Raw genomic sequence first — 26,986 nt, 5'->3', positions numbered from 1 at the left:
GTACGATGATGACCAAAACAGGATTCAATCTGGCGGCTCTTCAATTTAGTGAACAAGATATTCTGGATGCAGGTCCGATCGCGGTCAATGAGCTGCGAGATTCGGATATTGCAGTCATCGGAATGAGCTGCAAAATTGCCGAAAGTGAAAATGTAGCTCAGTTTTGGGAGCTTCTACGGGCGGGGCAGGACGCTATACGTCCTTTTCCTGCCAGTCGCAAAAAGGAGCTGGAGAGTCTCTTCCAAGTCGGACTGTTGAATGAACAAACGGCACTAAATGAAGGTGGGTTTTTGGAGGAGATCGACAAGTTTGATTATCCCTTTTTTCAACTTTCTCCAGCAGAAGCACGGTTAATGGACCCGAACCAGCGGTTATTTTTGGAGTCTGCTTGGACTGCGATCGAAGATGCGGGATACGGGGGCAACAAGCTCTCTGGTAGCCGGACGGGAGTCTATGTGGGCTACAGTAGTGATTTTGGCGAGGAGTACAAGCGTTTTGTAGCAGAAATGGCGCCTTCCTTAGCTTCCTCAGCGATTCCAGGCAATATCCATTCTATGATTGCCAGTCGAATTGCCTATCTATTGGACTTAAAAGGACCCAGTCTGTTGGTGGATACAGCATGTTCTTCTTCTCTGGTAGCTATTCACCTAGCCTGTCGGGATTTGCGGCACGGGGATTGCGATACGGCGATTGCTGGGGGAGTAAAAGTTACACTCGTGCCTGTAAAAGAGGGAAAAGGCGGGGGGCTGGGGGTAGGCTCCTCGGATGACCGGACGAGAACATTCGATAGCATTTCGGATGGCACAGGCGGGGGAGAAGGTGTAGCTGCTGTTCTGCTCAAGCCCTTGAAGCGGGCCATTCAGGATCACGATCATATTTATGCTGTCATTAAAGGAAGTGCTGTGAACAATGACGGGACTTCCGCCGGGATTACGGCGCCCAATTCGCTGGCCGGAGAGGATGTCATTGTACGGGCCTGGAAGGATGCTGGGATTGACCCGGATACCATTACATATATCGAAGCTCACGGAACAGGCACCAAGCTGGGTGATCCAGTAGAGATTGATGGTATACGGAGAGCCTTTCGGCAGTATACCGACCGGAAGCAATTTTGTGCTATAGGCTCAGTCAAAACTAATGTGGGTCACTTGGATAACAGTGCGGGAATCACGGGCTTTTTAAAGGCAGTGCTTGCTTTGAAGCATGCAGAAATCCCGGCGAGCCTACATTTCACCTGTCCGAACCCGGACATCAGCTTTATTGATTCACCTGTATATGTGAACGATAAGCTGCAATCTTGGCCTAAGGAGAATTTTCCGCGACGCTGCGGAGTAAGCTCGTTCGGTCTGAGTGGTACGAACTGTCATGTCGTTCTGGAGGAAGCCCCGGCTTGGGCTGATATGCAGGACGGTGGTCAGTTGGGACAGGGAACCGCAGAGACGATTCAGCTTTTTACGTTGTCCGCCAAAAATGAAACAGTGCTTGCAGCCTATGTGAAGCAATATCAGCAATATGTCACAGAACCCCAAGCCTATCCGTTACGCGATCTTTGTTACACCGCCAATACGGGACGGGGGCACCATAGCTATCGTTTGGCGATTTTGTGCCAAGACTGGGCTGATCTGGGGGCAAAACTGGCCCAGATTCAGACCTCTGCCTTCGGCTTCAGCGGACAAGCACAACAAGGAGAGCTTATACCGGGCGTATATTTTGGACGTCATAAGGTGGTATCTGCCCAAAAGGAAAAAGAAGCGGGTGAGCTTACGCTGGAGGAATCCAGAAGTCTGATAGCTGCAGCCCAAGAGAAACTGACCCAGTCTCCAATCGAATTTCACACCCTGAATTCTCTGTGCCGTATGTATGTTGAGGGGGCAGATGTGGAATGGGAGAGGTTATATGAAGGCAAAGCTTGCCACAGACGAAGCATTCCCACCTATCCTTTTGAACCTAAGCGATGCTGGGTGGAAGTAGAGGAAAAGGCTATAGCCTCGCAAGCTTCCCAAGTTCGTAAATTCACAGAGTTGGAAAAAATGCACCCGCTTTTGGATCGTTGTTTGGCAGAAACCGAGGGACAGGATATTTATCTGACACGCTTCTCTGTGGGGAGTCATTGGGTACTAAGCGAGCACAAGATAATGGAAAGCTGTATTGTACCGGGAACCACTTATCTGGAAATGGTTAGAGCAGGGCTGGAAAAATACAAGCGTCCAGGCAAGGTGCTGGAACTGTATGACGTTCAGTTTATTTCTCCGCTCATTTTGGACGTAGAGGAAGAAAGAGAAGTACACACCATTTTGCAGCAGGAAGGTGAGACGTTTTCGTTTAAGGTGATAAGCCGAACGGGACTCTCAACTCAGCCGTGGGAACAGCAATGGGTAAGGCATGCACAGGGGCAGGCGATGTTTGTACAGGCTAGCCACCCTGTTATGAGTCTGGGCGATATTCGAACTGAATGTAACGACCAGGAAGTAGTAGTGGGCGAAAATCATGCTGAAGCAGCCGCCGCCTTTTCATTCGGACCGCGATGGGAGACATTGCGGACGATTGCAATTGGAACAGACCAAGTGCTGGCTAGACTGGAGCTGCCCGCAGCCTATCATATGGACTTGAACCAATACGTGCTCCATCCGGCTTTGTTGGATGTGGCAGTCGGGGTAGCAAGCCAGAGCTTGGGAAATGGTCTGTTCTTGCCATTTTCATATCAAAAGCTGCGTATTTACGACTCACTCCCACAGCATTTTTACAGCTATCTGCGTAAAAAAAGCAAGGTTAGAGAAAGTGGAGAAATTTTAACGGTAGATGTGCTCATTCTGGATGCTGAAGGTCAGGTACTGGTGGAAATTGAAGACTATGCTGTCAAACGAGTGCACGAGGCGGATTTCAAACGAAATCGGTACACAGAACATCATAAATATCATCAGCTTGTGTGGAAAAAGAAAGAACAGGCATATGCCGGGCATGAAGCAGACACAGCAACCCGAACCACAAATAATTCGGTATTCTCCGCACCGCTGGAAACGATTTTATTATTCACAGATAACCGTCCGATCGGTGTAACGCTGCGTGGACAGTTGGCCCAAGAAGGGTATGATGTGGTCGAAGTAAAGCGGGGAGCCAGCTTTGCTAAACTGTCAGACCATGCTTACTTCTCTAATGGTACCGAGGAAGATCATATACACCTGTTGACAGAGGTGCGATGCCGGAACGCTAAGAAACTGATATATCTCTGGAGCGGGCAGTCTATGGTTCAGCTATTTCATCTGGCCAAGGTAATCACACAGACCAAGCCTGCTGTTCAGGAACTGACAGTGATCGCTGAGCAGGCTTATCAAGTGAACGGATTGGAAAATGAATTAAAGCCGGAACATGCGGGCTTGTTTGGACTGGCCCGGGTCATCGGTCAGGAATATCCCGATTTGACTTGCCGTTGTCTTGATATAGATACGAACACCCGGATTTCCGACATCACTCACTCCTTATGGCACGGAAATGATGATACATTTCTGACCGCTTGGCGTAACGGAGAACGTTATGTAGAGCAAATTGAGCCCGTGGATTTGATGGAAAGTAAGGCTGACCCGATTACGATCAGACCGCAGGGAGTCTATGTTATTACTGGTGGTACTGGCGGGCTGGGGTTGGCAGTCGGCCAATGGCTTGCTACGAAAGGGAAGGTCACGCTGGGATTACTGGGTCGCACACCATTGCCACCCAAAGAGCAATGGGAAACCATTGCATACGCAGATTCGAACATCAGTCCAAGCTTTAGACAGAGTTCAAAGCCGAATATGGATACAAAAATTCTGAATACGATTACCGCCTTGCTGGAATTGGAGCGGCAGGGAGCTCAGGTAGAATATTATGCTGTCGATGTAGCTGACGAGGCGGCTATGAAGCAAGCCATGAATGAATTTCGTCACAAGTATGGGGCTATTCACGGCATCATCCATGCTGCGGGTGTGGCAGGAGACGGTTATATGGCGCTCAAGAGTCAGGACCGCTTCAACGAGGTATTGGCTCCCAAGATAACAGGCACACATGTGCTTGACCGAATTACAGCTTCGGATACACTGGACTTTTTTATTCTTTTTTCATCCGTCACTTCGCTGACGGGTGGACCAGGACAAAGCGACTATACGGCGGCCAATGCTTATCTGGATGCCTTTGCCGAGTGGCGGAATCAATCCGGCCATCGCACACTTTCCATCAACTGGGCTCCTTGGCAGGAAACCGGGATGGCTTTTGAGCACAAGGTTGATTTCCAGGAGAGCTTATTCCATGCTCTGTCCACACAAGAAGGACTGGCCGCTCTTGAACAATTATTGCTTCATCCCGTTTCGCGTGTCATTGTGGGTGGCTTGCACTATGCTCAGGTGGCCGCACTCGATTCTACTGCCATTCCTTTCGGCTTATCTCATGAAATGCGCGCTATTTTGGAACGTCATCGTCGGCTTCTACATAATCATGCGGTCATGTCATCCGATGCTTTGCGTCGTCCTGTACAGCTGCATGGTCGAGGGACAGGAGAATACAGCTCATCGGAAAAGGTGATCGCGAGCATATGGGCGGATGTGCTGGGGCTTGATGAGCTGAACATCTATGACAGCTTTTATGAGCTGGGAGGAGACTCCCTGATTGCCAGTAAAATGGTAGGGCAGATGAATCAGAGCTTGTCTACAAAAGTGGATATCAGCGATATTTTCAATTATATGACGGTCCACGAATTAGCCCTGTATACGGATGGAGAAGCGAAGCAGCCCCTTCTGGCAGAAACGGAGCTGCCTTCACCCCGATCAGCCGGCTCAAATCTGATTATTCGTCCGCCGCAACAACGCGAGGTGTATCCTGCTTCATCGACACAGCGTCGATTTTATATGATGCGTCAGATGGCAGGGCACAGCACCTTGAACAACCTATGCAGTGCGATGACCATCACGGGTAATCTGGATCATCATCGGTTGGAGGAAGCCATATATGCGGTGATTCGGCGTCACAGCTCTCTGCGCACCGCTTATGAACTGCGGGATAACGAACTGGTACAGATCGTGTACCCAGAGGTAGATTTTTCGCTGGAATATAGCGAAGGGGACGGGCGCGAGTTGGAGGCGTATGTGGACGAATTTATCCGTCCCTTTGATCTGAATTGCGCGCCGCTTTTAAAGGCAAAGCTGGTCCAGCTGGAGGAGAATGTTCACCTCTTTTTGTGTGATGTTGACCATATTGCAGCCGATGGAGCCTCAATTGGTATTTTATTAAGTGAAATGATACAGGGCTATTCGGGATATGATCTATCGCAACTGCCTATGCAATATACCGATTTTATACTTTGGCAAAATCAGCGTCTGGACAGTGCCGAGATGAAAAAGCAGGAGGAATACTGGCTGGACGTATTTAAGGGAACGCTGCCTGTACTTGATTTGCCTACAGATGAGCCGCGGGCCGCGCAAATGAGCAATGCCGGGGATGTTTATACATTTGAGCTAAGCGAGGAACTAACAGCTTTGGCAAAAGAAACAGCGGTACAGCACGGGGTTACGCTTTTTATGCTTCTGTACGCTGTTTATAGTACATTATTGGCAAAATATGCGAATCAAGAAGATATCATCATTGGCACGCCAAGCGCAGGCCGTCAATCCGAAGAGACTCAGCACATGATTGGGCTGTTCATCAATACACTGGCCCTGCGGACTGCACCATCCGAAGATAAGCCGTTCTCGACCTATTTGCAGGAGGTTAAGAAACACGCGCTTGAAGCATATAAGCATGAGGATTATCCCTTTGAAATGCTGCTGAATCAGCTTGACGTGCCGCGAGACCGGAGCCGAAATCCGCTATTTGATGTTCAGTTTATTTCCCAGAACTTTAAGGGGGAACCGATGAGCATCGACGGGCTTTGCTTTACTCCGTTGGAAGCTAAAATGGAGGCTGTACAAGTTGATCTAACGGTCATATGGCTTGAAAATGAAGGCAGGCTGCGTTTTCACTTTGAATATGCGACCCAATTGTTCAAGGAAGAGACCATACGTCGACTTGCCACTTATTACGAAAATCTTTTACAAGAAGTCGTTGCGGATGCTACACGCCCGATTGGCCTCATTTCCATGAATCATGCGGAAGAAAAGCAGCGATCCCTGTACGAGTGGAATCAAACCCAGGTGGATTATCCGCAGGAAAAGCTGGTTCACCAGTGGTTTGAAGAACAGGCTGAACAGCACCCTGATCGGAATGCTGCCGTTTATGGGCAGCATTCACTGACATACAGACAATTGAATACTAGAGCGAATCAGCTAGCGCGGCACTTGCTTGCCTATCAGTTGGCACCAGACCAAGCTGTTGGTATTTTGGTCCCCCGTTCGCTGGATATGCTGACCAGCATGCTTGCTGTACTTAAAGCAGGAGCAGCCTATGTCCCTATGGACCCGGAACATCCGACGGAGCGGGTGGCCTACATGATGGAGGACAGTGGCGCAACTGTGCTCCTAACTTCTGTGGAAAGTGTCAGCATAACCTCACTTTGTTTTACAGGGGCTGTCGTTGATGTAAGTGATCCGGCCTTGTACAGCGGAGATGCGGATAATATAGCTTTGGCGGGCAAGGAGCTTCTGGCCTCTCACCATCTGGCGTATATTTTGTACACGTCGGGATCATCCGGTAAGCCCAAAGGTGTGATGGTAGAGCACAGAAATGTAACGAATTATATCACGGCTTTTCAGCATGAGTTCCACTTAACGGCTGAAGACGTGGTGCTCCAGCAGGCAGCCATTACCTTTGATGCATCCGTGGAGGAAATATACCCTACATTGGCAGCAGGTGGAACGCTGGCTATGGTTTCTCGGGATGAACTGAAGGACATCCAGTTGCTCAATCAATTCATTCGCCGGCAGCAAGTGACAGTGGTCAGTGCCTCACCATTTATTTTGAATGAGCTGAATCAACTGCCCCCTTTCCCGCATATTCGTGTTTATATTAGCGGTGGGGATGTGCTGAAAAGTGAATATGTTACCCAGTTGTTGCGCTCCGCAAAGGTCTACAATACGTACGGACCGACAGAAGCGACCGTCTGTGCGACCTATTATCGTGTGCCGGATACTCCAGATGTTCATCCGCTGCCTATCGGACGACCTGTTGCCAATGCTGCGGTATACATCATGAATCGCAGGGGGACGGATGTTATGCCTATCGGGGTACCCGGTGAAATCTGTATTTCAGGTCGAGGGATTGCACGCGGCTACATGAACCGCCCCGAACTGACGGAACAGCAGTTTGTAGCAAACCCATGGATACCAGGCGAGCGTATGTACAAAACGGGTGATCTGGGCAGATACCTCGAAGATGGGCAAATTCAATTTTTAGGAAGAAAAGATCAACAGGTTAAAGTACGGGGCTACCGTATCGAACCGGGCGAGATTGAAAAATCGTTGCTCCAGCACCCGCATATACAGGATGGGATTGTGCTGGTGCAGGAAGTTCTACCAGGTATGCAAGAGCTATGCGCCTACATCGTGACGGATCAGGAGTTATCGGTGGCAGAGCTGAAGACCCATCTGTCGGCAACCTTGCCTGATTATATGATTCCGTCTTACTTTGTTCGAGTCGATGCAATCCCGTTAACACATCATGGAAAAATCGATCGTCATGCTTTACCGCAGGTAAATGAAAGCATCAAGGTCGGCACGACCTATGTACAGCCAGCTACACCTCTGGAAGAGCGCCTGGTTGAGCTTTGGTCGGAAATCCTGCACCGGGAGCAGATTGGTACACAGGATGATTTTTTCCTGCTGGGTGGACAATCCTTACTGGCAACCAAGCTGGTCTATCTTATTAATCAAGAATGGAATGTAAGTCTGTCGCTGCGTGATTTCTTCCGGGCAGGCACGGTTCAAGGATTAGCGAAATGGATCGAGGAAATTCAATCGGGTCGTGAACATGGAATAGTAGTGGAACAAAACGGATTAATTAAGCCCTTTAATCTCCGACAAAAGCCGTTGTTCCGCATTCAGGTTATTCATCAGCCCGCAAACCATCATTTGCTGTTCATTGATATGCATCATATTATTACGGACGGTCTTTCCCAAGAAATTATCGTCGAGGAATTTGCTCGTTTATACGGTGGCATGAACTTGCCGGAATTGATGATCCAGTATAAAGATTACGCTGTGTGGCAACGTGAATTTATGAACAGTGCGGAATTCCGGCAGCAGGAGCAGTTTTGGCAGGAGCTTTTTCAAGGGGAAATTACAGAACTGCAATTGCCTACGGATTATTCACGCCCCGATGAGAGAAGAGGTGAGGGACGAGCCGTTCATTTTGAGCTGGATCAGGAATGGACGTGGAGATTAAAACGCTTTGCCCTGCAACAAAATGCCACAGTATTTATGGTTTTATTGGCGGTCTACAACCTATTGCTGGCCAAAGCCAGCGGGCAGGAAGATATTATCGTCGGTATTCCGGTATCCGGCAGAACCCATGCGAGTCTGAGTCCCCTGGTGGGTATGTTCGTCAATACGTTAGCCCTTCGCAACACGCCGAAGAAGGACATGACGGTGCAGGAATTTTTAATACAGGTCAAGGAACATTCTCTTCAGGCTTTTGAGCATCAGGACTATCCATTTGAGCAACTGGTTGAGAAGCTGAATTTGGCTGGCCGAACAAGCCGTAATCCGCTGTTCGATACTATGTTTGCATTATTGAACGAGTCTTCCCGTACCATCGTGGAATTACCTGGCCTGGAATTGACCCCATGTGATGAGGTGGAATATACAGGAGCACAATTTGATTTAACATTTACCGCAGCCATGACCGACCAGCATATCGAATGTATCCTTCAATACGATGTAGATCTCTTTACTGAGGAGACGGTTGAACGCTTGAGCCGGGAATATCTTCAAATTTTACGTTCGATCCTTATCAATCCACAGCAAAAGATTGGAGAGCTTCGAATAGAAGAGGTGGCTGTTAACCCGAATGAGCATTACCAAGAGAAAGAGCTTGAGCCCGCAGGTGTCCATAAGGAAGAGGGCTGGACGAATGAGCTTGCGGTTGCACTTTCGGATTCGGTGAGTGAGGCAGAATGGAAGACGCTCGTCCACGATTTCAACCAGACAGAGATGGATATGGGATCTATAAAGCTATTGCATCAATACTTTGAGGATCAAGCAAGTCGTAACCCTGAACAGATCGCTCTCATTTCCGGTCAACAGCAGATCAGCTACCAGGAAATGAATCGGCGGGCGAATCTGGTCGCACATACTTTACTGGACTCCGGCACCCAGCCAGAGCAAGTAGTAGCTATAGTTATGGAGCGCTCACCGGAAATGATTGTTGCTTTGTTAGGCGTGTTAAAAGCAGGGGCGGCATATCTTCCCATCCATCCAGCCGATCCGAAGGAACGGATTCGCTATATCCTGGCAGACGCTGGTGCCGAGTGGATTCTGACCCATCAGCGCTGCCATGACAACTGGATGGATGAAGAAATTCAGCGGGTCATCGACGTTGATTTATTGTGTCAGGATCAGCAAGAACGCGGTAATCCAGAGCTTGCCATTCAGCCTGATCATCTGGCCTATGTCATCTTTACCTCCGGCTCAACCGGGCAGCCCAAAGGGGTAATGGTGGAACACCACGCCTTTAGTTCACGAGTGGTATGGCTAGCACAACAGCTTGAATTAAGTGAGCAGGACACAGTGCTGCAAAAAGCATCCTATACCTTTGATGGTTCCATCGTCGAACTGTTCAGCTGGTTTATGGGCGGAGGACGATTGGTATTACTGGAGGCTGGTGGAGAAACGGATACCCGTCAAATGCTGGATACCATTCACCTGCATCAGGTTACGGTGGCTTTCTTCATTCCTACTGTGCTGCAAATGTTTTTGTCAGAGCTTTCAGTCGAGGATACGCTTCAGGCAGCCACTTTGCGTTGGGTCATGTCAGGGGGCGAACCGTTAGGCCAGGAGCAAGTGCGAAACTTTAATCTGAAGTTTCCGGAGGCAAAATTACTGAATCTGTATGGACCTACGGAAGCCAGTGTGTTTGCAACAGCCTATACGTGTACATCTGTATCTTCGGAAGGTCCAATTTCCATCGGACGACCCGTGGGCAATACTCGGGCCTATATCCTAAACCAGAAGCTGGCATTGGTAGGTTTGGGACAGGTAGGAGAGCTTTGTCTGGGAGGGCGCCATCTGGCACGCGGGTATGTACATCTGGATGAACTTACGGCAGAGCGTTTTATTCCCAATCCTTTTGTACCGGGTGAGCGAATCTATCGTACAGGCGATCTTGCCCGTATGCTACCTAGCGGCGAGATTGTTTACTTGGGACGGTCGGATCAAATGGTGAAAATCGGGGGCTACCGGATTGAAACGGGCGAGATTGAAACAGCTCTTTTGCAACATACGGCTATTCAACAGGCGGCTGTGCTAGATTGGACAGATGAGCAGGGCAACAAGTATTTGTGCGCTTATCTGGTTGTGCAAACCGACTGTACCGTTCGAGATTTAAGGGCATTTTTGCTGGAACGATTGCCGGAATATATGATCCCTTTACGTTTTATGAGGGTCGAGAACATGCCCCTTGGTTCAAGCGGAAAGCTGGACCGTAAGGCGTTAGATGCCTTGGGGATAGAGCTGCCTTCCGGCAAAGAGCTTACACCGCCACGTGACGAAATGGAACGGAAGCTGGTCCTGTTGTGGGCGGACATTTTCAAAACAGGTGCAGTAGGTATAGATGATCATTTCTTTGAGTTCGGTGGAGACTCGTTGCTGGCTCACCAGTTTATTTTGCGTGTGCGTCAAACGTTGGCCATTGAGATGACTTTAAAAGATCTTTTTGCAGCTCCGACCATTCGACAACTTTCGGATCTCATAAGCTCCAGAAGAATTGAATACCATCACGAGGTTGAAGAGACGGTCTGTTCCTTGATTCCTGCCGCCGCTCCGAGTGCCTATTATCCGGCCTCATCTGCTCAAATGCGTCTTTTTATGATGCACGAGCTGAATCCAGAGGATCTGAGTTACAACCTACCAGGCGCTATTATGCTGGAAGGAGAGCTGGACATCGCCAAACTTCAAGAAGCCTTCCAAGCGCTTATTCAGCGTCATGAAGCTTTTAGGACGACATTTGATGTGATCAACGGTGAAATTATCCAGCAGATTCATGAATCTGTTCCATTAAATATTGAATTTTTTAAAACAGAGGAAACGGAGATTAGCAACATACTTCGGGGCGCTGGAAAGCTAATAAAGGAAGTCGTCCCTGTACAGCAGCATGCACTGTCATCGGTAAAAGTAGAGAAAAAAGAACGCCGACGGAGGGAGATTTAGCATCATGCATTATGAAGGATATGAAACATCTTCGGCGCAAAAGCGGCTATATCTGATAGATGATCTTCTCGGACCTAACATCATCTATAACATGCCCAGCATTCGAATGATTAAAGGCCCGCTGAAGCAGGAGCGATTGTACAGGGCATGGTGTAGGCTGACAGAACGTCATGAGGGCTTGCGAACATCGTTCCTACAAAAGGACGGTGAGGTTTTGCAACTCGTCCATGAATCCATTGACGTATCCATCCCTTATAGAGAACATTCGGGTCAGAGTACGGATAAGCTTGTTAACGAGTTTATCCGTCCATTCAGCCTGCATGAAGTCCCTCTATGGCGGGCTGAGCTAGTACCCTTGGCTGATGAGGAGCTCCTGTTCCTGTTTGATATCCACCATATCATTGCAGACGCGGTAACCATCAACATTATATTTGAAGAGCTGATGGCTCTGTATCACGGGCAGGAGCTTGCTCCATTGGAGTTTCAGTATGTTGATTATACGATCTGGCAAAACGATCAATTAAGCGACATTCATATTCAGAAGCAGGGTGAATTTTGGTTGAACCAATTTACAGAAGATGTCCCGCTGCTGTCGTTGCCTACGGATGGAAAAGGGCTAAGATCCGATTACAGCGGCGGGGTTGTACCGTTTTCTATTAAAGCTGATACAGCTCACTCCTTGCGGGCATTATGCTTGCAGCACAATGTTACGTTGTATATGGTTCTACTCGCCGCATACAGCATCCTTCTATCCAAATATGCCGGGCAGGAGGATCTGGTCATCGGAACACCTGTCGCTGGAAGAACTCATTCAGAGTTTGAAGGGATTGTGGGCATGTTCGTGAACACGCTCGCCTTGCGCCAGAAGCCGCTGGGAAGCAAGCAGTTCTCTGCTTTTCTGGAAGAAGTGGCAGACCGAACCTTCGCTGCTTTTGATCATCAGGACTATCCCTTTGATATGCTGGTGGAGCAGGTCAATCCTGAACGAATCAGCGGCCGCAATCCCTTATTTGATGCATGCTTTGTATTGGAAAATGTACCGCAGCCTGTCGTGCCTGCAACAGAGGTCACGTTTTCTCCTTATAGCTTTGAGCATAAAATCTCAAAATTTGATATCACCTTGTATGCATACGAAATGCAGGAGGGTATAGGGCTGGAATTGGAATATCGCAAAGCGTTGTTTAAGGAGGAAAGCGCCAGCCGCATGCTGCGGCATTTTGCCAGAATTGTCGAGATCATTGGCGAACAACCCGATATTCGGATTGAAGATATTGATATGGTTACAGAAGAGGAACGCACTGTTCTCCTTCATACTTTTAATCAGACCAGCAGCAAAAATGCATATGAAAAAAAATTGCATGGAGTACCCATCCATCGTCTATTCGAACAGCAAGTGATACGGACGCCTGACCATCCAGCTGTGAACTGGAAAGAAAAGCAACTGACGTATGAGGAATTAAATGAACGTGCTAATCAATTAGCTCGGGTTTTACGGCAAAAGGGGGTTCAGGCTGAGGATGTAGTTGGAATTTTAGCTACGCCTGCGCTGGAAATGATTGTCGGTATATTGGCTATTTTGAAGGCGGGGGCTGCTTATTTGCCGATTGATCCGCTCTACCCGGATGAACGAATTCAATACCTTTTACAGGATAGCCAGGCGAAAATATGCCTTCTACCAACTGCCAGCACCAGACGTTTTCCTCAGGCGGAAACGCTGCTGCTCACAGACCCGAGTCTATATACGGGAGAGTCCTGTAATCTGGAGGACAACAATCAGGCGCGCAATGTGATGTACATTATTTATACTTCAGGGTCAACAGGACAACCGAAAGGCGTAATGATTGAACATCAATCCTTTGCCCGCCTGGTACTGGAGCCGGGACCGCTGAAGATTACGCCAGAGGATCGAATATTGCAGACGTGTTCCCTGGCCTTTGATGTGTCGGTTTATGAATTGTGGGGAACGCTGCTGAGTGGAGCAACCTTGTATCTCATTGAAAAAGAAGAGCTTTTATCTGCCGACATACTCGGAATGAGGATGGCACAGTATCAAATCACCATGGCATGGTTTACAGCCCCGCTTCTAAATCAGCTGATTGATGATAAACCATCCATCTTCACCGGACTTCGTCTGATCATGACTGGAGGAGATGCCTTGTCTCCCCAGCATATGAAGCTCCTTCGTGCCGCACAGCCGGATTTAACGATTGTGAATGCGTACGGCCCTTCGGAGAATACAATTTTTACGTCGTTTCATACGATTCAAGAAGACTATGACCATAACGTGCCGATTGGCAAGCCTGTCGCCAACACGCAGGTCTATATCTTGAACGCGTCCAATCAACTACAGCCCATTGGTGTGCCGGGTGAGCTGTGTATTGGCGGTGAAGGACTAGCACGTGGCTATTTGGCTCGTGAGGAATTAACGGCATCCAAATTTGTTACTCATCCCTGGTTGCCGGAAGAGCGAATGTACCGTTCCGGAGATTGCGCCCGCTGGCTGGCTGATGGAACGCTTGAATTTTTGGGTCGCATGGACCACCAGGTCAAAATTCGGGGCTTCCGTATTGAAACTGGCGAGATTGAGGCTCGGCTTGCGCACATCGAGGGGATTCAGGAAGCAGTCGTTCTTGTTCGCCAACACAACGATGGGATCAAATACCTCTGTGCTTACTTTGTCTCCGATGTAGAAATGTCACAGGCGGAAGTTCGACTGGAGCTCGCTACGTATTTGCCGGATTACATGATTCCTGCCTGTTTGATTCGGCTTCCTCGTTTGCCACTGAATGTGAATGGCAAAGTGGATCGGAATGCTCTGCCGGAGCCTGATCTTGAAGCACTGCGGGAAAATGAATATGTCCCTCCTTGTAATGAACTGGAACAGGAGCTGGTTCGCATCTGGTCGATGGTTCTGCCCTCGAACCTACCCATGGATCGCATCGGGGTAATGGACAATTTCTTCACCCTGGGAGGGAGCTCGCTCAAGGCTACCAAGCTGGTTTCATTGGTTTTGCGTGAGCTGGGAATCGACCTGCCGCTTACCAAATTATTTACTTACCCTACCATTCGTCAACTGGCAGATGCATTGAATGGAAGGGCGAAAAGTGAGTTTCCGGCCAGAGCAGACACGCTAGTCCTTTTAAAGCCAGGTACATCGCAGGATAAGCACCTTTTTTTCATTCATGATGGGAGCTTGGATGTCAGTTGTTACATGGAATTGGTAAACGAACTTACGGCTACATGGAATTATTGGGGCATAAAAATGGATGCTTCGATTCTTGCTGGAAATAAAACAGCTGGAATGAAGGAAGCCGCGCATCGGTATGTAGATCAAATCAAAAGTATTCAAGAGAAAGGTCCCTATTATGTTGCCGGGTGGAGTATGGGGGGAACGATTGCTTTTGAAATGACCCGCCAATTGGAAGAGCGGGAAGAACGTGTTGAACTCTTGACGATTCTGGACACACTGCCACCTTTGAAGTATGGCAAGGAAGATCATTGGGACCGTCATATTCAAGAGCTGGAAAGAATGGACGAAGATTTGGATTTATCGCTGTGGAAGCGCGCATTTCCAGCCAGTGTACTTCCCTTGCTGCCTGAATTCCATGAGTTGGGACGGAATGAATTACTAGAACGCTTTAAAAGCGTAAACCATTGGGTAAAAATGCAGCATGTTTACCAGCCAGATCGAGTTGTAACAGCCCCTGTATGTTTGTTTATTTCAGAACATACCTGGGAATTAGGATATAAAGGATGGGAAATGTATTGTAGGGGGGAAATGTATACCCATAAAGTGCCTGGCGATCATTTTTCCATCGTAAAAGGCGCTCAAGCCGTATCTGTAGGTTTGGTACTGAATACATTTTTGAGGTAAAAACATGCTCCTGCCTGAAGGTTGAAGACCACAAGCAGGAGCTTTTGTTTAATATGAACATGTGAGTTGATTTGTAATATTAATTAACATGGTGTATAAAAACATATGGCAATGTATGAAAAACCCCCTTGTCTGCTTCCAAAATTTATAGTAAAGTATCCAATAATCAACTTTGTATGAAACTAATATTTACTATCTGTGAGTATTTATCACACATTCTCCATGACCTAACACAATCCTCTTCCCTTTTATGACATTACATCTATTCCATTACCCTACTGCATCTCTAACACCACTAGATTATGAATGCTTTCTGTGCCTGTATTCTTCAAAAAAAGCCTGTCCAGAACCTCCATACCTTCCCTACTACACACCTATTTGATGAACTCGGAACTTGGGACTACAGCTTGAGGACAAGCTTGTCATGCCAATCCAAAGGAATTGGTATTCATCCGGTATCAACGAATTAACAATATATAAGGTGTGAAAGGGGTTCGCTGCATGAGCAAAAAGTACGTAAAACACAAGATCTGGACCGTACTGCTGGTACTTGCGCTAGGAACGGTTTTGGTGCTTTCCGGTTGTGGGGGATCAGGTGAAGGAGCAAAACCAGAAGCAGGACAACCGCCAGGTGGAGCGGGAGAAGGCGCGCAAGACACGTTGATCTATGGGCGTGGCGGAGATTCCGTGGCATTAGATCCTGCCATTGTGACTGAAAGCGAGTCGTTAAAAATCGGAATACAGGTGTTCGATACACTACTGGAATACAAGGAAAGTACCACGGAGATTCAGCCAGGGCTCGCAGAGAGCTGGGAAGTATCACCGGACGGACTTGTCTATACGTTCAAGCTGCGTCAGGGCGTAAAATTCCATGACGGAAGTGACTTTAACGCAGAAGCAGTTGTATTTAACTTTGACCGCTGGGTTGATCCAAAAAGTCCATACAAATTTGAGGGTGACTCGTTTGACTATTATGATTCTATGTTTGGGCCTGATGGAAGCAGAGTGATTAAGGAGGTTAAAGCGGTAGATGCGAATACCGTCCAGTTTACACTGAACAAGCCGCAGGCTCCTTTTTTACAAAATATCGCTATGCCATCCTTTAGTATTGCAAGTCCCAAGGCTATTAAGGAGAAAAAGGCTGATTTTAAAAATAATCCGGTCGGCACAGGGCCGTTTGTATTTAAGGAATGGAAACGTAACGATACGATCACCTTGGAAAAGAATCCTACTTATTGGAAAGAAGGACAGCCAAAGCTGGCTAAGGTTATCGTTCGTTCCATTCCAGACAACACTGCGCGATTTAATGCTCTGCAAAACGGGGAAATTGACCTGATGGAAGATTTGAATCCGGATGATGCGAAGCAGTTAGAAGGTAACAGCGAGTTGGTAAAAATCGAACGTCCCTCCTTTAATGTGGCATACATTGGATTTAATTTAAAGAAAAAGACATTTAGTAATCCCAAGGTACGGCAAGCACTGAATCACGCAGTGAACAAACAGGCCATTATTGATGCATTGTTTGCGGGCGAGGCCAAGCCTGCGGTCAATCCGATGCCGCCCACGTTATGGGGATATGACGAAAGCATTCAGGACTACACTTATGATCTAAATAAGGCTAAATCTTTGCTAGCGGAAGCGGGTTTTCCTAACGGACTTCCAGAGCCGTTAACCTTCTATGCAATGCCTGTATCTCGTCCATACATGCCTGACGGCAAAAAGGTAGCAGAGGCTATTCAAGCTGATTTTGAAAAAATAGGAGTCAAAGTCAACATTCAATCTCCAGAATGGGCTACGTATCTGGATGATCTTAAAGCTGGAGAGAAGGATGATCTGTACATGTTGGGATGGAATGGGGATAATGGCGACCCGGATAATTTCCTTTACACATTGCTCGACAAGGACACGATCCCAGGCAATAACCGCAGTTTTTATGTGAATGAGGAACTTCACAAAATACTGGTAAAGGCGCAGGTTGAGGTTGATCAAGATAAGCGTGCGGAATTGTATAAACAAGCACAAGTCATTATTAAACAAGATGCACCTTGGATTCCCTTGGTTCACAGCACGCCGTTGATGGCAGGCAAAGCCAATCTTAAGGGTTTTGTACCTTGTCCGGCAGGTATTGAAGCGTACGGTAATATTTATTTTGAATAGCCCAAACGCAAGCAGGCGGTGAATAGCATATGAACTCATATATTGTAAAAAGGCTGGCCATATTGATTCCCGTATTGCTGGGGATGACGCTTATCGTGTTTTCGATTATTCATGCTATTCCTGGTGATCCGGCGGAAACGATATTGGGGGACAAGGCCACGGAACAGTCCAAACAGGCGCTGCGTGAGCAATTAGGGCTGGACAAGCCGTGGTTACAGCAATATGGGACCTATCTAAGTGAGCTGGCACGAGGGGACTTGGGCGATTCCATTCGCACCCGGCAGCCGATTGCCCGGGAAATGGTCCCTTATCTGGCGGCTACGCTAGAGTTGACGGTAGCAAGCATGTTTTTTGCCATTGTCGTGGGTATGAATGCAGGCATCGTAAGTGCCTGGAAGCGTAACTCTTGGTTTGACTATGTCAGCATGGTCATTGCCCTGGTCGGAGTATCGATGCCGATTTTTTGGCTGGGCTTGATGGAGCAGTGGATCTTTGCTAATAAGCTGCATTGGCTCCCTTCCATTGGACGTATGAATTCTCGTGATCCGGTGGAAGCTGTGACACATTTAGCCGTGATTGATGCGGTCATAGGTGGACGTATGGATCAGGTATGGACCGTCATCAAGCATTTGATCCTGCCCAGTATCGCACTGGGAACGATTCCAATGGCGGTCATAGCGCGTATTACCCGTTCCAGCATGCTGGAGGTGATGGATGCGGACTATATCCGAACGGCTCGGGCGAAGGGGCTGGCATCTTTTCAAGTCGTATACAAACATGCGCTTAAAAATGCTGCGATCCCTGTGCTTACTGTCATCGGTCTTCAGACCGGATCGTTACTGGGAGGCGCCGTACTGACAGAGACCATATTTGCCTGGCCCGGCATCGGACGGTACATTTTTGAAGCGATCAGCTCGCGTGACTATCCGGTTATCCAAAGCGGAATTCTAATCATTGCGTTCCTGTTCGTCATCATTAATCTGATTGTCGATTTGCTGTACGCTGTTCTCGACCGGCGTATTCGTTATCAGTAATCAAGTCGTCAATTGGTCAAGGGGGAGCATGTCCGATGTCACAATTTTCAATCGAACCCAATAACATACCGACAACACGCAATACATTGGCGCAATTGCCTGTGGTGTCGGGCCCTTGGAGAGACGCGTGGAGAGCGTTCCGTCACAATAAAATGGCGTTCGTCGGTCTCAGCATTATTATCTTCTTTGTCATCATTGCTTTGATCGCGCCCTGGATTGCTCCTTTTGACTATAAAGAGCAAAATTTGGTGAGCCGCTTGCAGCCTCCTTCCGCAGAGCATTGGTTCGGTACCGATGATCTTGGCCGAGATTTGCTGACTCGTACGCTGTATGGCGCCAGAATCTCGTTATGGGTCGGTTTCTTGTCCGTTATTGGTTCCATGATTGTAGGAACTGCCTTAGGATTAATTGCTGGATTTTATGGAAAATGGGCTGATATGATCATCTCACGCCTATTCGACATTTTACTGGCATTTCCGGGGATTTTGCTGGCAATTGCTATTGTGGCCATTCTGGGGCCTTCGTTGGAAAATGCGTTATACGCCATTGCCATTGTCAATGTGCCAACGTATGGACGATTGGTTCGCTCTAAGGTGCTGAGTGTCAAAACGGAGGAGTATATTACGTCTGCCAGAGCGCTTGGAGCTAATAATCGGCGAATCATACTCCGTTATATTTTGCCTAATAGCCTGACGCCGATCATCGTACAAGGAACATTGGGGATCGGAACGGCCATTATTGAAGCAGCAGCGCTCGGATTTCTGGGCTTGGGTGCACAACCTCCTGAGCCCGAGTGGGGCAAAATGTTGTCCGATTCGCGGCAATATATCCAAAATGCGCCATGGACAGTTATTTTTCCGGGGATATCTATCATGCTGACCGTATTGGGCTTTAATCTGATGGGTGATGGCCTGCGGGATGTTTTGGACCCAAGAGCGAAGCGTTAGGGTAAAAATAGCGAGGTATATAAACAGCATCATTCCGTCTACACCGTTTTCCATGCACATTTTTTAGTTTTACTTATATACTTCTATTTAAATTGAAGAAAAGAGGTGTTCCCTGAATCTGGTAGCTGGGGAACACCTTTTTATATGACTTTGTTTACGTTTAGTGTACTTCGATTCATCCCGCTATGGTTTGCAATCTTCTCCGTAAGTCATGTGAACTTTCCTGAGGCGTGAAAAAAATGTATAATCACTCCAATTGAGTACGTAGGGAGTGGGCTTTATGACATGGCAAAATAAGAGAGAGCATCGACAATTTGCGGAGCAGACACGGAGCGACGCTTCACGGGCAGCATATGAACGAGATTATTCTCGATTGATCCATTCACCGACCTTCCGCCGGTTGCAGGGTAAATCACAAGTATTTGGCGCAGGCACAGGAGATTATTATCGCACACGGCTGACACATTCGTTGGAGGTAGCGCAAATTGCGCGTGAGGCGGCACGAAGCTTGCTGCGCCGTCATCCAGAGGTAGAGTTGGAACAGGCGGATAACGCAGGACTGATCATTGACCCTGAGGTGGTGGAGTGTGCTTCGATCGCGCATGACTTTGGGCATCCACCGTTCGGACACAAGGGAGAAGAGGTGCTGGACGGGATTTTGGATCAACTGATTGAGACGAAGGTAGAAAAGATATCAGCTGCTGGTGGCTTTACGCCAGAGTCCAAGCGTGGGCTTGAGGCCTATGCACGCGAGCGACGAATTTATGAGCATTTTGAAGGGAATGCGCACAATTTTCGGCTGATTATGTTTTTGGAGAAGCGTGAGAATGTGGATGGTTTGAATTTGTCGGACGCTGTATTGCTCGGAATCAACAAATACCCGTATCCAGGGATTCTGAACAAAAAAGGGTTGTACCTGCATGAGTGGGAATATATACGTTCGATCCGCGAGGATTGGGGCATCCCTGACGGTAAAAAAACGCTGGAGGCCCAGCTCATGGATCTGTGCGACGATATTGCTTATTCCGCGCATGATTTGGAGGATGGGATTAAGGCAGGGAAAATTGAGGTGCACGAGCATTTCTTATATGACCCATATTTAATTCGTCTGATCACGGAAAAAATCACTACGTTGGAGGATAGCTTCTGGCAAGGCTGGCAACTGGCTGAGATTGAGCAGAAGGTCGCAGCGGTACTAAGCGAATTTTTGAAGGTGTGGAATGGGAAGATGCCGATATGTGAACACGATTATTCTCGCACCCGCCGGGAGGTCAAAGCATACTGGGTCAGCCTGTTTGTCAGCAGCTTAGGTGTAATTGATGATGGAAACTGGAAAAAGGTAACCTTCGTACGGGATGGAAGCGAGGATTTGGATATGCTGCGCACGGTGAGTGTATTAAAAAGCTTTGCTTGGGTCACCATGATCCGCGATCTGCGCGTACAGCGTCTGCAAAAACGCAGTGAATGGATGCTTAGACGGTTATGGTTGGCTTTTCTGGACCCCGAAACATCCAAGTCCATTATTCCGACCGATTGGCTCCAGCGCTACGAGCGAGACCAGGCCAAGGCCAAACCAATCTGGACATGGGAGCATATGGTCATTGACTATATTGCAGGCATGACTGATGCTTTTGCTGAAAAAATTTATAATGAGTTATATGGCCTGAAGGTAGGTTCCATTTATGACCTGGACTAACGTTTTTATTTAACCCTATATAGTAGAAGAAACTTGTTTAGAACGGATAGAAGGGAGAGGAGAAGGCGTATATGCAACCTCAGTCTTTAGCTACTAACTCGTTGAATCTCGGTGTGCTTGATATGGTACCGCTGCTGCCCGGCAATCGTCCGGAGCAAGCAGTTCAATGGGCGGCAAAGCTGGCGAAACAGGCGGAAGCATGGGGATATACACGCTACTGGACCTCCGAGCATCACGATATGGAGGGGCTGGCTTCCTCCAGTCCGGAAGTGCTGTTGTCTCATATCGGGGCGGTGACGACGACCATCCAACTGGGGGCGGGGGCTATATTGCTCCCGCATTATAGTCCAGTCAAGGTCGCCGAATGGTTTCATCTGCTGGCTGCTCTATATCCAGGCAGAGTCGAATTGGGTCTGGGGAGGGCCCCTGGCGGGGGGCCTCATGCTTCGATGGCACTAAGCGGCAATTTTCTTCAACATGTGACTGAGCTGCCACAGAAGATGGAAGCTCTATTGGCTTTGTTGGAAGGCACATATGAATATGAACAGATCCCCGTGTTTGCCCGTCCAATGCCAGAACAGCCGCCAGCGCTGTGGATGCTGGGTACCAACCGAAAAAGTGCCGAATATGCTGCGCAGTATTCAACGGGCTATGTATTCGGCCAATTTATGAGTGAACAGCAAACGGAAGAAATGCTAAGCATTTACCGCTCTAGCTTTCAACCGTCCACACGGATGGACAAGCCCCGTACTATGGTTGCTGTAGGAGCAGTATGTGCGTCGACAGATGAGTTGGCGCAGCAATGGGCTGCTCAGATTTCATTAGGCGATCCAGCGATCCGAGCCAGTTGGCTGGTGGGAACACCATCGGTTATTGCCGAACGGTTGCGTAGCTTGCAGATCAAATATAATAATGATGAGTTTCTGTTGGTCACGCCCATTCCCGATTATGAGCAGCGGCTTCATTCCTACCGACTAATAGCGGAGGCTGTGAATTGTAGTCTTGATTCCAAATGAAAAGATGAAAAGAGAACTGACATGAATAAATACAAAATCGATACAGATAAAATGAAACCTCGCTACATATATACCTATGCGTGTCATGAGACCGAGCGTGAATTGTGTCTTTTGGAACTAAAGTGCTTGTTCGGTCAACAGCCTGTGCATAGTTCCATGCTGTCGTCCCATCTTCGGCTGGAGCCGGGGATCAGCCCGTTTATCCATCTTCGTCTGGATATCATCATCGAGGCGGACACGCTGGAGGAGCTATGCGAGGCAGCTTCCATGTTACAGCTTGAGGAAGGAAAGACCTTTAAGGTGCTGTGCCTTAAAGAAGGGGACAATGAGGCTGATTATGACGAGCGGCGCGAGATAGAACGCCGGATTGGTGCACGTATTCAGGGGCAGGCGCAAATGAAGACACCGGATGTAATCCTAGGAGTCATACGATTAGGAGAACGGTGGCTGATGGGCATGTGCGAGTATAGCGACAGATCGTGGCAGGAGCGTCGTCAGAAGCCGCAAAACTATTCTACTGGACTACCCGTTCTGGTAGCTAGAGCACTTGTGAATTTAGCAGCAACGGATATAACTGCATCTAAGGGAAAGTCAGACTCCTTGAAACTGCTGGACCCGTGTTGTGGTATGGGCAATGTAATGATTGAGGCATTGAGTATGGGCAAGGATATTCGCGGCTGTGATATCAACCCGTTGACGGTGCGTGGGGCACGAGTGAATTTACGCCATTTTGGATATGAAGAAGATCTGGTGAAACTGGGGGATATGAACATGCTCACAGGTAATTATGATGCAGCTATATTGGATATGCCTTATAACCTGTGCTCCGTGCTCCCTGCTGACGAACAAAAAAAGATGCTGCGCAGTCTGAGACGCCTGGCCGCGCGGGCAGTGATTGTGAGCACGGAGCCGATGGCAACATTGCTATCCGAGTCAGGCTGGACCGTTATGGAGCAATGCCGTATCTATAAGACAGGTATGAGTCGGGAAATCTGGATCTGTAAGTAGCTTGTTAATACTGAGTTTTGTAGTTAACCAAATTCAGTGGCAGCTTCTGACCAGTAGCATAGGCTTTCAAATTAGTGAGAAAAATATCTACCGCTCGTTCAGCATATCGGTCTGTATCCCCTGCAATATGCGGCGTAATCAGGACATTCTCTAGACCCCACAGTGGATGTGACGCAGGTAGCGGTTCTTCCTCGAATACATCCAGTCCGGCAAAAGCAATATGTTTTTGTTCCAGCGAGCGTACCAGCGCATCTGTATGAACAGTCTTGCCGCGACCGACATTTATGAAGAAGGCGCCTTTACGCATCGCTGCAAATGCGTTTTCGTCTAAGAAGTGATGGGTCTCTTCAGTGAATGGCAAAATATTAACCACAATATCCGCAACGCCCAATGCTTCATGTAGTTGTTCGTTTGTGTACATGTGTTCTACATGGGGAGCTTCCTTGCCGGAACGGCGAACCCCGATCACTCGCATGCCAAAGGCTTCTGCAATCCGAGCGGTTTCACGGCCAATTTCGCCAACGCCTGTAATCAACAGCGTTTTGCCACGTAATTCCGTCAGTTGACCTTCCGGTGGCTGCCATGTTTTCTGACGCTGCAAGAGAGCCGCTTGCTGTAAATAACGGGTATGCGATAGCAGCATTCCAAAGATCTGCTCTGTAATTGGAATCGCATGTACACCACTTGTATTCGTGAGTGCAATGTTGCGCTTTTCCAGTTCGGTAAGCGGGAGCTTATCAATCCCAGCCGACCAGGTTTGTATCCACTTTAGCTTGCTGTCTGGATGTAATGCTTCCTCGGCAATATGCTTGGACCAGCCTAGAATAACCTCGGCCTCACGGATCTGTTCAGTCTCCAATTCCTGGGCTTTGCCAATAATCAATTCGTAGCCTGGAGCCGCTGCACGAACCTGTTTTTTTTGATCATCCGTCAATTGATGTAAACTTAAAATGCTTCCCATGATTCATAGCCTCCTCGATGTTTGATTCCTTGGAGTTTCCAATATATTCTGGCGAACCATCCCTTCAAGGATAACAGATTGTCGGGAAATTTGCATAAGAAGGGTAGAAACAAGCCCGCGGTGTCATCATATATAACAACAAGTGGCTTTACCCTGATTGGGGACCAACCAAACAGCTACTTTTTGGGATATCCACGGGATATTCGTTAAGAAAGGAGAAGAGGTAGATGAAAAATGAATCGCAAAGACTCTTTACAGCGATAGCTCTCCCGGACCAGCACAAGAAGAAGTTACGTCATTGGGTAGAGCAGGATTTGAGTAATTTGTCTTTCCGCAAATGGAGTGACTTCAGAGATTACCACGTGACACTTCAGTTTCTGGGTGATGTGGCGAATTCGGTTATTCCAAAACTTGAGCAGGCTCTAGTTCATGCTGGAGCTGAGCATCGCCCGTTCACGCTTGGCATGGGTGAAGCAGGCTTTTTTGGACGCGAAGATTTTCCGCGTGTACTATGGAGGGGAGTGACCGGGCAGCGAGAGTCACTGGATCAGCTGTACCAGTCCATACTTCGAGCTACCGAACCGCTGGGTTTTAAACCCGAGGAACGACCTTATCGACCTCATATCACTGTAGCACGTTCATATACAGGAGGGGAGCCTGTTTCAGCGTCTGTGTGGCAGTCAGATGACCGAAGCGGCGAGCCTTGGGAAGTGGGGGAATTTGTATTATATGCAACCCGAATGGGACAAAAACCGATGTACCAAATAATTCAAACATTCCCATTAATGAGGTGAAACCCTTGATCTATCAGCGAATTTAGTGATATAGTGTTTCAGCGTTATTCAAAAAGCGCATTTTGGGTTACATATCTGAGGAATGTGCTTAAAGTTAACGGGAGGAACATTATGGAAATCGTTAAAGAACATCGTTGGTTTGCACCTCTTTTGAGTGTGCTGCTTGTTTGTATATTGGGGATAGGCCTCTACGCTGAGGTTCAGCAAACACAGAATAATCATAAAAATGCACCTATGCAATCTCTGAGCTGGTCAGGGAACACTTCGGTTCCTACATATGGCGACAGGATGGGGACCCATAACGGGTCAAACAGGACAAGCCCCATCTTTGTCGCTGCTCATGGGCAGCCAAGCTGGAAAGAAATCATGCCGACTCCGTTACCCGCTTCCCAGATGAAGCAGGTGGAACAAGCTCGGAATAACGCTGTTACAGGCAAGAAAAAGCCTGAGGTCCAGCATAGCAAGTCCGCAATCCTAACCCCTCCTACAACCATCTACTTTACGAAGACAAAAATGCTCACTCAGGATGACAAGGCGTTGTCTACCTGGAGCTATCCTGTCTCCGCTAAAGAACTGCTCCTGCTGCAAAAAATAGTGATGGCAGAAGCAGAAGGCGAACCGTACGAAGGCAAAGTGGCAGTTGCCAACGTTGTCTTAAACCGGCTGCGGTCAGCCTCATTTCCCGATACGATTCAGGCAGTGATTTATCAAAAAGCGCAATTTAGTCCGGTTGCGAACGGGCGTCTTCGTCGTGTTCAGCCTAACCAGGACTGCATACGTGCAGTTACGGCCGCTTTGAATGGCCATAAAGCCGTGCCTGATAACACCTGTTTTTTCCTTTCGCTTACGTTGGCCCAGGACCTTACGGTTCATCATTCGCGTACCAAGGTGAAAACTATCGGTCATCATACCTTTTATAAATGAGCATTTGGTATAAATCCCATGAGCGACAAATAACAGCCCTTTCTAAACAACAGGGTTCAGCTTTGTGAGCGTATTTTGTGTGCGCAGGTGAAGCAGGTATGCAAAAGAGGTATAATTAGGTAAAGGAAAGTAACCTAAATAATAAAAGTGACAAAGGAGGCGTAAATGTTATGAAAATCACATATTATGGACATTCAGTTGTGTTGGTGGAGGCAGAGGGGAAACGGATTATTATCGATCCTTTTTTGACGGGGAATCCTAAAGCAACCGTACAGGCCGAAGATATTCAGGTGGATGCAGTACTGTTGACACACGGTCACGCCGATCATTTTGGTGATGCAGTTGAAATTGCCAAGCGCAATGATTGCCCTGTAATTGCGGTGGCGGAACTGGCTGAATATTGTGCATCCTTGGGAACCAAAGCTCACGGTATGAATCTGGGTGGTGGTCACCAATTTGACGGTTTTCATGTGAAATTTACGCTGGCGTTCCACAGTTCCTCTTTGACCGTGAACGGACAAACCATCTACATGGGAGAGCCTGCGGGGATTTTATTGACTATGGGAGGCAAAACATTTTTCCATGCAGGGGATACCGGCTTGTTTGGCGATATGCGTCTCATTGGAGAAACCAACTCCATTGATGCCGCAGTATTGCCGATCGGAGATGGTTATACAATGGGACCGGAGGATGCTTTGCTGGCAGCGAAATGGCTACGGGCAAGCCGCGTGATACCGGTGCATTACAATACTTTTCCCGGCATAGAGCAGGACGGAGACGGCTTCTGTGACCGTCTTCATAAAGAAGGTATTGAAGGGAAAGCATTGAAGCCAGGCGAAAGTCTCGAATTTTAATACGGTTTATCGATTTGCGGGAATGTACATGATGGTCCGTATGTATATTAAACTCCTTTGTCAGCCTTTTCTGTTCCTTGGGAATAGAAAAGGCTGACTTTTTTAATGAATATTTATACATAAAAATGATATATTTTTGCATTGGTACGTTGAAGCTGTAATGTAAAAGATTTATTATCACAACCATAAAAACTTTGAATTGCTAACACAATAGGTCAATGATAAAATGATAGAACTAATTAGATTCATCAGTGGAATCGACGTGTTTTTCAAGTCAAGCCATTGCATAATTATTGAAAAACATGCGCATTCGGCGGACCGTACCGCCTTGAATACGTCTTATGTTTTTGTCCCCCATTCCTCGTAGTTGTTCTTTGATTTACCTCTTGTTGCCACTGTC

The 26,986-nt window shown here is 47.8% G+C and carries 12 protein-coding genes; 11 read left to right on the top strand and 1 reads right to left on the bottom strand.

Translation table 11 applies throughout. The annotated features are described in order from the left end of the window. Positions 1 to 5: 5 nt before the first annotated feature. The 8 genes from MMB75_RS15075 to MMB75_RS15040 all read left to right on the top strand — a co-directional run bounded on the left by MMB75_RS15075 (position 6) and on the right by MMB75_RS15040 (position 23,053). Positions 6 to 11,321: a non-ribosomal peptide synthetase gene (locus tag MMB75_RS15075; protein WP_277508460.1), complete on the top strand. Its 11,316-nt coding sequence runs from the start codon at positions 6 to 8 to the stop codon at positions 11,319 to 11,321. A gap of 4 nt (positions 11,322 to 11,325) precedes the next feature. Next, on the top strand, positions 11,326 to 15,195 hold the full coding sequence (locus MMB75_RS15070; protein ID WP_052679209.1) for a non-ribosomal peptide synthetase: 3,870 nt from the start codon (positions 11,326 to 11,328) through the stop codon (positions 15,193 to 15,195). A 501-nt stretch (positions 15,196 to 15,696) separates the two neighbouring features. Next, a complete protein-coding gene (locus MMB75_RS15065; RefSeq protein ID WP_016821272.1) occupies positions 15,697 to 17,352 on the top strand; it encodes an ABC transporter substrate-binding protein in 1,656 nt (551 codons plus the stop codon). 29 nt (positions 17,353 to 17,381) lie between these two features. Next, a complete protein-coding gene (locus MMB75_RS15060) occupies positions 17,382 to 18,386 on the top strand; it encodes an ABC transporter permease (RefSeq protein WP_045244089.1) in 1,005 nt (334 codons plus the stop codon). A gap of 35 nt (positions 18,387 to 18,421) precedes the next feature. Next, positions 18,422 to 19,333: a nickel transporter permease gene (nikC, locus tag MMB75_RS15055; RefSeq protein ID WP_017426445.1), complete on the top strand. Its 912-nt coding sequence runs from the start codon at positions 18,422 to 18,424 to the stop codon at positions 19,331 to 19,333. 280 nt (positions 19,334 to 19,613) lie between these two features. After that, on the top strand, positions 19,614 to 21,029 hold the full coding sequence (locus MMB75_RS15050; protein WP_016821269.1) for a deoxyguanosinetriphosphate triphosphohydrolase family protein: 1,416 nt from the start codon (positions 19,614 to 19,616) through the stop codon (positions 21,027 to 21,029). 71 nt (positions 21,030 to 21,100) lie between these two features. Further along, the gene (locus MMB75_RS15045) at positions 21,101 to 22,045 is read left to right on the top strand and encodes an MsnO8 family LLM class oxidoreductase (RefSeq protein WP_017426446.1); all 945 of its coding nucleotides are present in this window, start codon (positions 21,101 to 21,103) and stop codon (positions 22,043 to 22,045) included. 21 nt (positions 22,046 to 22,066) lie between these two features. Next, on the top strand, positions 22,067 to 23,053 hold the full coding sequence (locus tag MMB75_RS15040) for a restriction endonuclease subunit M (RefSeq protein WP_017426447.1): 987 nt from the start codon (positions 22,067 to 22,069) through the stop codon (positions 23,051 to 23,053). 4 nt (positions 23,054 to 23,057) lie between these two features. On the opposite strand, the gene MMB75_RS15035 is transcribed toward MMB75_RS15040, so the two are convergent. Then, the gene (locus tag MMB75_RS15035; RefSeq protein WP_017426448.1) at positions 23,058 to 24,014 is read right to left on the bottom strand and encodes a D-2-hydroxyacid dehydrogenase; all 957 of its coding nucleotides are present in this window, start codon (positions 24,012 to 24,014) and stop codon (positions 23,058 to 23,060) included. 227 nt (positions 24,015 to 24,241) lie between these two features. On the opposite strand from MMB75_RS15035, the gene thpR reads away from it, so the two are divergent. The 3 genes from thpR (at position 24,242) to MMB75_RS15020 (ending at position 26,586) form a co-directional block, all read left to right on the top strand. Next, a complete protein-coding gene (gene thpR, locus MMB75_RS15030; RefSeq protein WP_017426449.1) occupies positions 24,242 to 24,808 on the top strand; it encodes an RNA 2',3'-cyclic phosphodiesterase in 567 nt (188 codons plus the stop codon). A gap of 111 nt (positions 24,809 to 24,919) precedes the next feature. Next, positions 24,920 to 25,732 (top strand): cell wall hydrolase, encoded by an 813-nt coding sequence (locus MMB75_RS15025; RefSeq protein ID WP_016821264.1) that lies wholly within the window; start codon positions 24,920 to 24,922, stop codon positions 25,730 to 25,732. Between the two features lie 170 nt (positions 25,733 to 25,902). Next, positions 25,903 to 26,586, top strand: a complete 684-nt coding sequence (locus MMB75_RS15020) for a metal-dependent hydrolase (protein ID WP_017426450.1) — start codon at positions 25,903 to 25,905, stop codon at positions 26,584 to 26,586. The last annotated feature ends 400 nt before the right edge of the window (positions 26,587 to 26,986 follow it).

It is taken from the genome of Paenibacillus sp. P2(2022) (assembly GCF_029522175.1).
GTDB lineage: Bacteria > Bacillota > Bacilli > Paenibacillales > Paenibacillaceae > Paenibacillus > Paenibacillus polymyxa.
The sequence above is the reverse complement of the archived record's forward strand: the minus strand, read 5'-3'. Positions and strand labels throughout refer to the sequence as shown.

What these genes read in the sequence shown, in the direction of transcription:
- MMB75_RS15075 (WP_277508460.1), top strand. Translation starts at nt 6, where the DNA reads ATGATGACCAAAACAGGATTCAATCTGGCGGCTCTTCAATTTAGTGAA.
- MMB75_RS15070 (WP_052679209.1), top strand. Translation starts at nt 11,326, where the DNA reads ATGCATTATGAAGGATATGAAACATCTTCGGCGCAAAAGCGGCTATAT.
- MMB75_RS15065 (WP_016821272.1), top strand. Translation starts at nt 15,697, where the DNA reads ATGAGCAAAAAGTACGTAAAACACAAGATCTGGACCGTACTGCTGGTA.
- MMB75_RS15060 (WP_045244089.1), top strand. Translation starts at nt 17,382, where the DNA reads ATGAACTCATATATTGTAAAAAGGCTGGCCATATTGATTCCCGTATTG.
- nikC (WP_017426445.1), top strand. Translation starts at nt 18,422, where the DNA reads ATGTCACAATTTTCAATCGAACCCAATAACATACCGACAACACGCAAT.
- MMB75_RS15050 (WP_016821269.1), top strand. Translation starts at nt 19,614, where the DNA reads ATGACATGGCAAAATAAGAGAGAGCATCGACAATTTGCGGAGCAGACA.
- MMB75_RS15045 (WP_017426446.1), top strand. Translation starts at nt 21,101, where the DNA reads ATGCAACCTCAGTCTTTAGCTACTAACTCGTTGAATCTCGGTGTGCTT.
- MMB75_RS15040 (WP_017426447.1), top strand. Translation starts at nt 22,067, where the DNA reads ATGAATAAATACAAAATCGATACAGATAAAATGAAACCTCGCTACATA.
- MMB75_RS15035 (WP_017426448.1), bottom strand. Translation starts at nt 24,014, where the DNA reads ATGGGAAGCATTTTAAGTTTACATCAATTGACGGATGATCAAAAAAAA.
- thpR (WP_017426449.1), top strand. Translation starts at nt 24,242, where the DNA reads ATGAAAAATGAATCGCAAAGACTCTTTACAGCGATAGCTCTCCCGGAC.
- MMB75_RS15025 (WP_016821264.1), top strand. Translation starts at nt 24,920, where the DNA reads ATGGAAATCGTTAAAGAACATCGTTGGTTTGCACCTCTTTTGAGTGTG.
- MMB75_RS15020 (WP_017426450.1), top strand. Translation starts at nt 25,903, where the DNA reads ATGAAAATCACATATTATGGACATTCAGTTGTGTTGGTGGAGGCAGAG.